Genomic DNA, 6,099 nt, shown 5'->3' on the forward strand with positions numbered 1-6,099 from the left:
ACATAATACGCACTTTGATATAGAGCAAAGTAGAAATGTCCTCCTAAGCTTTATCGTCCACTAACGGTAATTCAAGTAACATTTATTGTCTCGACAAATCACGACGTAAATCTCAGGCTCTCCGTGGTGTTCGTCGACTTCAAAATAAACGGTCGCCTTGTCGAATTTGTCTTTAAACGCCAGCGCTACTTTTGCGTCATCAATCGTCAAACCTTCTTCCTGTAGGTGTTCCTCCATTGATACTTTCGCTAACTCAATAATTTTCTCGTCCTTCAGTGGCATCAGTGCATAAGCCATCGTAGAAGCTAGACCCAACGTAAGAATAATTAATGATTTCATGGCTATACCCAAGTTCAGTTTCTCCTATTTAAGCTAGTACAAGGTGCGTTAAATACAAAAACTATATAGGCAGAGATGCGTTTGCTACTGGATTAAACTCTTCAATCACTTGCTTTTGTTTTGATGCGCACGTCACCAACTGCTCGAACTTCTGAAAACGAATACGAGCGAAGCAATCATTAATAGGCTCAACTTGATAGCCGAGACTTCGAAGCTGGCCTGTTGTCACATTCATTTGATAGTCACCCTGTGAAAGCTGAAAATAGTATTCTCGCAAAGACTTTGATGGATCAATTTGATTGCTCACGTAAACCAAAGACTCTGAAAACCCTGTCACTAAGAAATTAAAGTCACCTAAAGGATGTTCATAGAATTCTGGCTCTTGAACCTCCGTAGAAACTTGTATGGATTCTATCGTCTGAATTGACTCTGTTGGTGTAGCTGGCGAACCTAGCAAGCTATCCTGACTAAAAACATTAACCAAGCCAACAACCGAAAGAATGATAAAAACATACAGAGCACACGCCATTTTAGAACGCCATAAAGGACGAACATCCTTTGCTTGAGCCTCAGACACAGCAGAGTTGGACGCAGTATGACTTTGATAAAGCTTGAAATACTGCTTTTCATAGGTTCGTTGCTCAGTGTTCACCACATCACCACGCAAGCCCATTTTGACCTTTTTCGTATACGTTTTGTTAGAGCCTAGAGCTGTGTTTTTGATACACCGATACACAATCTCAATCATATCTCGAATATCACGGTGAAGCTTTCTATCTGACTGTGTTAACAGAGTGATGTCGATACCAAAATGCCGGTGCATTGAATAGAATTCTAGAAGATCCTTTTTGGCCTGATTGCCAAGAATCATATGAGCCTCATCGATGATATAAAGCGGTGCTTGTCCCCGTTCGTTTCTCCACTCATCCTTGTAATCATTGGGGCTAGAAAACGGCCTATTATCATTGCCATAGTCATGCAAATCAAAGGACTTAACCTCGATGAGTTCGGAAACCTTCTCACCAAAAACAGCGATAAGTGCTTCCATATTCAAAGGTAAATTGGTGATGACCTTGCGACCATCTTTAATATTAGGCAACACATGATAGACCACTGCTTCATAGCTTTTTCCGCCGCCCGGTCGCCCCATAATGAGATTAATCATGTTACGAACCCAACCTTACAAATGGAATAAGCTGAAGGAGAAAACGCACCGATACCGCAGAGATGATCATCGTTATAGCTTGAGGAAAACCAACGAGAGACATGATATCGATAGCCTCGGCAGGTAACATGCTGAGATACGGTTTTAAATCAATGGGAGACAGCAACGAACCTAAACCGTTAATCAAAGAGATAACAAACGTAAGAAGTACATCCACGCCCCCTAGCCCCAAGTTCGTGAGCATGACAACCAAGGTATTTATCAAACGGCCAAGAAACTCAACGAACGTATTGAACAGAGAAACAATCCAATCAAACATAGTTAACCCCCAAAGATGATTTTGCGACAGGCCATCACCGTGCCGAAAAGAAGACAAGCACGCATAAACGACCAGATATAACTAGGCAAACTCACATCATGATGCCCTAGCCCTTTACCCAAGAAATCGACATTGGTGAGATCAATAATCCACACTGGCGGCGTCACATTCCCATTACCACTAAAGCGAAAACCATCGAGAAACTTGAGGAGATTAGATGCAGAAACCTGAGTGTTAAAGTCATCGAGAAGCCCCTTTAAACCGCTCTCATACTTGAGGTCGACATAAGATGGACACTTCAAACCAACAAGACAACTTACCTCTCCGGCCTTGCTTAAGTCCGGTGATTTGGCATTCTGTTTAAGCTGTTCTTTAATGGCTTTTAACTCATTGGAATTACTGGATTGCAGAGACTGAATGGCACCAATAACAGGCTGTAAATCGACATCACCACCTTCGGGTTTTGTACCACCTCCGTTAGAACCTTTAGCGTTCTTTTCTAAAACCGTTTGGTCGCTCTTGGCCACATTATCTGCCAAGTAACGAGCGTCAGCCGCTTTGTCTTCTGGAACGGTTTTCCCTTGTGAGTAATCAAGCGCAGATTGCCATAAAGGATCACCAATTGACGGAAGTGGACGACCATCACTAAAGGTAGGTTCTGTTGTTGCCTCAGGTTGCCAATCCAAGTCAGCAAGTGAGCCATCAGCATTTTGAAACAGAGCTTGTTTTTGCGTATCAGAAAGACTGGAGAACCTTGATGCCAGTGTGCCCGCAAATGCATCATCCGGAATAGTTTTATCAGCCTGACTAGGAACATAATCAGGAGCACAGCTTTCTACCGTTGAAGTTGCGCTATCGCACTTGAGATGAACCCAAGACCCAACATAACGCCAACCACTGTGTGTCGTTGCAACAAGAACATTATCTTGAGTAACCTCAACCGTATCTATTGTTCCATAGTTCTGACCATTTTCAGCAAACGTATTTTTAAGAGCCGTATGAATAGAAACACCATAACCAGGGTAACGCATCTGACTGAGCTGAACGGAGTAAAGGCTACCTTGTTTCGGCGCACCACTAGAGTCAGAAGACCATTCCCAATTACCAGCCGACACCGCAAAGCCAAGCGCGGCTAATACAGTCTTAACTGGCTCTTGAGTAGACATACTTTTAAGGAAACCTCCAAATGAAGACATTGATACGTTTGAAGGCGTAACAAAGTACGGACGAGAGACAGGAGAGACAGCTTTCACAGCAGTGTCGACTTTTAACATTTGGGAGCCAAATTGAACCGCCCTCTCTCTGGCTAACAAAGCCTCAGCAACTTGAAGCCTCGCTGATGCGACCGCATAAAATGAACAGAGAATAAGACCGAATAGAAGTAATTGTCGCTTCATAAAAACCACCTACAAAAAAGGCGACCTCAGCCGCCCTTTAAACCTTGAATTGTGGCTAGTGCAATCATGCCACCTAGCAAAAACCAGATGGCAGTAACTAGCTCATGGAGCAAGAAAATCATGCTTTATTAACGGCTTGCTTAGACTTACCGAAGACCTTAAATGCAATAGCAATACCAATACCAATTGGTGCAACAGCCAAAATCACAGCAGTAACAGCAGACAGACCATCAAGAGCACCCAACACGGCTGTTTTAATTTGGTCTACTGGGCTTGTCGCCCCTTCACCCGCAGCGAAAACCAGCGGAGAAGCCAAAGAAATGGAAGCAAGAAGGACGGCTTTTTTAGCTTGAGAGATAAGTTTTTTCATAGAATGTACCTTTCATATTTTATTGATAAAGCGGATCACATGACCAATAGGTGCAGCCAATAAGTAACCCAAGATAACGAGCCCAAAGCCCGAAAATAGAAGCCCTGAAATTTCAGAAGATGACAATTCCAAAGCCCCGATATAGGTGTGATATTCACTAGCTGATATCACGACAAGTGCGTCGCAATCAGAGACTTTCTGACCACTAAGTTTTAAGATGTTTGTGCTTTTCTCAGCGACGACGCAATACGGCATAAGTCACCTACTTCAAAGAGGCTTGAAAGTGCTTTTTGATGTCGTCATCGACAGGAATGAGCTTTTCAACCCATTGTTCGTAAACGTCATTTGGGTTGCAGCCAAGCTGAAATTCATACTCACGCTCAGGAACAAAAGCCCCCGTTGAAAGCAATTGAATAGCGTAATCTGGACGTATCTTGATAGGATCTTTTCCGTACGGAACCTCCGTATCAAAACCGTGACCCTCTTTTTTGTAATTCTCGGTATCAACATTCTCAATGGAACGAAGAATGACCAATTCGTAAAATGGCTTGTTGTTTTTGCCGTTTGGATATTGACGCTTAACTAACCCCATGACCTTGACCATTTTGGAACTCCTATAAACTGTTAATTAATTTTTGGTGCATTGAAGTGAATGACAATTGAGAGTCGTCACGCACCAAAGACGACACCACCTTCTCAAAGTCACCGTGATACAAATCCAGAAGGCCATTAACGACACGGCCATACTGACGTTTAGCCCAATAAGCCGCTTGAAGGACTTCACAAGCACAACGTTTTTTTGATTTAAAGGACATTGATTTAGGCTCAACATCCTTAGAGAAAAGTGATTTAGCGTAGTTATTAAGGCCGGAGAAATAGCCATCAATATCAAGGAGGATATCAACCGAAACCTTTTTTAATTCAACCTCGCTGCGATACCAGACAAAGCCATCTTTATCGATTTTCTGTTCAAGCTTTTTGTTATAGATGCGCCAGTGAACCAGCGAAGAACGAGATCCAATCCTTCTCATTTCGACGCTATAAACCTTGTTTCCTTCGCCATCGATATGCCATTCGTCAGAGTTCGTGAATGTTGGAGAGATACCGCGAGAACGTTTAAAGCCGTCATCAAGAAAAGCCAGTTCAACATTCTTGCAAGTATGAATACCGTCGAAGTCATCAAAGGCCAAATCACAGCGAGTAAGCAAAGTCACATTGAGAATATTTGACAGCCAGTAGTGAACGTATTGACGAGTGCGCTTAGTGAAAAGGTGTTTACAACCTTGAGCATTGATAGAAAAGTGGATCGTATCTCTTTGATTAGAGCCGCCCACCCCAACCTTTCCACAGAACTCAAGGCCATCGGCCGAATAGATATTGAAGTGGTTATCGTAGAAGTTGAACTTAGATTCAATCAGGCAACCAACCGTAAAACCTAGAACCCTAGTGAGAAAGATGAGAACGCATTTTTCAAAGTACGAGGAATAAACACGACGACGATACTCGTTTACATCTTCCAAGTCTTGACCGCTACTAGTTCTCATAGCTGGTAGTTCAGGAACGTCAGGGAAAGCAATTCCAGAGAAAGGCGCTGATTTTGTACAGTGACGAAAATCTGACAACTTGACGGTAAACGCAAGCCAGTCAATGGTTGTAGACGTGTTTAAGTACTCGGAATCAACGTCCATATCAAGAGATTTAGAACCTAGATACTCTGGATTAACGCGCGCTGCTCTCTTGAGATAACGATTAGGTTTATGTTCGTGAGTGTAAGAAGTACGAGCGTGAATATCGTTGCTATCAATCTCTTGCTGACGAACAACGCCAGCTCGACAGAACGGACAAACACAATGGAAGAACGACGTGTAGATTTGCCCACATTCTGAGCAAGCAAAGTGTCTTTTTGATGCGTTTTCCATTGTATCTCCAAAACCTGTCAAGGTAACTAATGAAGCTACCATAAGGAAACTAACGCAAACTTTCAAGACCACTGTAAACAAAAACAGCTATAGAATAGAAACATAATAAACAAAATGTGAGGTTGATATGGAATTTAAAGACAGGTTAGTTACCAACAGAAAGTCAAAATCAATGACCCAACAACAAATGGCAGATGTGATGGGAATCAGTCTTACTGCTTACAAAAAGTACGAATCTGGAGCAGGACAGCCAACAATGGAAAACCTCATCAAAATCGCAAATGAGCTGGAAATATCCATTGATGAACTGTGCGGAAGATGGGAAACAACAAAAGATCAAACCTTGTTGATGAGGATAAATAAGATCAACACGTTAGACGATGAAGAAAGGAATGTTATAGATACGATTCTGGAAAGCTTACTGATAAGGCATGCGACTAAAGGAATACTAGAACAGAGTAACCCTTAACGATTTATGTACGTAATAGACCTAGTCGGAAGACGATAGATCGCGAGAGCATCGAAAACCGATACATCACCGAAAGTACCCCCGTAATACTAGACGGGGGTTTTCCTCTGCCTTCTGTGCA

General features: G+C 42.5%; 9 protein-coding genes. 1 reads left to right on the forward strand and 8 read right to left on the reverse strand.

Features of this window, described 5'->3' with window-relative positions; translation table 11 throughout:
• Window positions 1-60 precede the first annotated feature (60 nt).
• From VME0621_RS25820 to VME0621_RS25855, 8 genes are all read right to left on the reverse strand, one after another.
• The gene (locus VME0621_RS25820) at window positions 61-339 is read right to left on the reverse strand and encodes a hypothetical protein (RefSeq protein ID WP_062463900.1); all 279 of its coding nucleotides are present in this window, start codon (window positions 337-339) and stop codon (window positions 61-63) included.
• A gap of 61 nt (window positions 340-400) precedes the next feature.
• Window positions 401-1,504 carry a zonular occludens toxin domain-containing protein gene (locus VME0621_RS25825; RefSeq protein ID WP_062463898.1) on the reverse strand — a complete coding sequence of 368 codons (1,104 nt, stop codon included), beginning with the start codon at window positions 1,502-1,504 and terminating at the stop codon, window positions 401-403.
• A gap of 1 nt (window position 1,505) precedes the next feature.
• A complete protein-coding gene (locus VME0621_RS25830) occupies window positions 1,506-1,823 on the reverse strand; it encodes a DUF2523 family protein (protein ID WP_062463896.1) in 318 nt (105 codons plus the stop codon).
• A 2-nt stretch (window positions 1,824-1,825) separates the two neighbouring features.
• Window positions 1,826-3,220, reverse strand: coding sequence for a hypothetical protein (locus tag VME0621_RS25835; RefSeq protein WP_062463894.1), 1,395 nt, complete (start codon window positions 3,218-3,220; stop codon window positions 1,826-1,828).
• 118 nt (window positions 3,221-3,338) lie between these two features.
• Window positions 3,339-3,590 (reverse strand): hypothetical protein, encoded by a 252-nt coding sequence (locus VME0621_RS25840; RefSeq protein WP_038230512.1) that lies wholly within the window; start codon window positions 3,588-3,590, stop codon window positions 3,339-3,341.
• A 12-nt stretch (window positions 3,591-3,602) separates the two neighbouring features.
• Complete coding sequence (locus tag VME0621_RS26870) at window positions 3,603-3,845, reverse strand: hypothetical protein (RefSeq protein ID WP_062463891.1); 243 nt, start codon at window positions 3,843-3,845, stop codon at window positions 3,603-3,605.
• Window positions 3,846-3,852: 7 nt separating this feature from the next.
• Window positions 3,853-4,194, reverse strand: coding sequence for a DUF1293 family protein (locus tag VME0621_RS25850; protein WP_038230509.1), 342 nt, complete (start codon window positions 4,192-4,194; stop codon window positions 3,853-3,855).
• A 10-nt stretch (window positions 4,195-4,204) separates the two neighbouring features.
• Window positions 4,205-5,509, reverse strand: coding sequence for a replication initiation factor domain-containing protein (locus VME0621_RS25855; protein ID WP_062463889.1), 1,305 nt, complete (start codon window positions 5,507-5,509; stop codon window positions 4,205-4,207).
• 127 nt (window positions 5,510-5,636) lie between these two features.
• Here VME0621_RS25855 and VME0621_RS25860 point away from each other — a divergent pair, with 127 nt between their 5' ends.
• Window positions 5,637-5,978 carry a helix-turn-helix domain-containing protein gene (locus VME0621_RS25860; protein ID WP_038230505.1) on the forward strand — a complete coding sequence of 114 codons (342 nt, stop codon included), beginning with the start codon at window positions 5,637-5,639 and terminating at the stop codon, window positions 5,976-5,978.
• Window positions 5,979-6,099 lie beyond the last annotated feature (121 nt).

Source organism: Vibrio mediterranei, assembly GCF_900088415.1.
Classification (GTDB): domain Bacteria; phylum Pseudomonadota; class Gammaproteobacteria; order Enterobacterales; family Vibrionaceae; genus Vibrio; species Vibrio mediterranei.